Origin of the sequence: Gilliamella sp. Pra-s52 (assembly GCF_009795805.1) — a bacterium.
Taxonomy (GTDB): domain Bacteria; phylum Pseudomonadota; class Gammaproteobacteria; order Enterobacterales; family Orbaceae; genus Gilliamella.
Map to the genome: position 1 here is coordinate 1 of NZ_WTEY01000051.1, position 410 is coordinate 410.

The 410-nt window shown below is 38.8% G+C and carries 1 pseudogene; it reads left to right on the forward strand.

Annotated features, from left to right (window positions below):
• Positions 1-410: pseudogene (locus GQ594_RS11905) on the forward strand (hypothetical protein); the annotation flags it as partial.

Sequence of the window (410 nt, forward strand, 5' to 3'; positions counted from 1 at the left end):
GGTAATAGTATTACCGCACTAGCTGGTTTAGGTCATGCTAATGGTAATGATCGTAGTAATGAGGTAGATGCTCAGTATATTACTGCCAAATTAAATGACACCATCACGTTAAAAGGTTGGCTCGGTTTTTATAAATTTAACGATGGTGATCAAGTCGAGGTAGTCGCCGAAAAGCACGCTGACCATTACGAAGTGTACGCCATGCTCAAACCCAGTGAACACATTATTTCGCTTGTCCCTTTATGTTTTGCGGGGCGTAACCAAGCATTTAAACACTATCGTTTACCTATGTTTCTCTTTTATGTTATTTGCGTGCTATTAATGAACTACTTTTTTCTTGATTTTTCGTTGGAAAATCTGACCATTGGTTTTGGTACATTAGGGGTAATCTTGGGGGCAGCTTTTTTTAT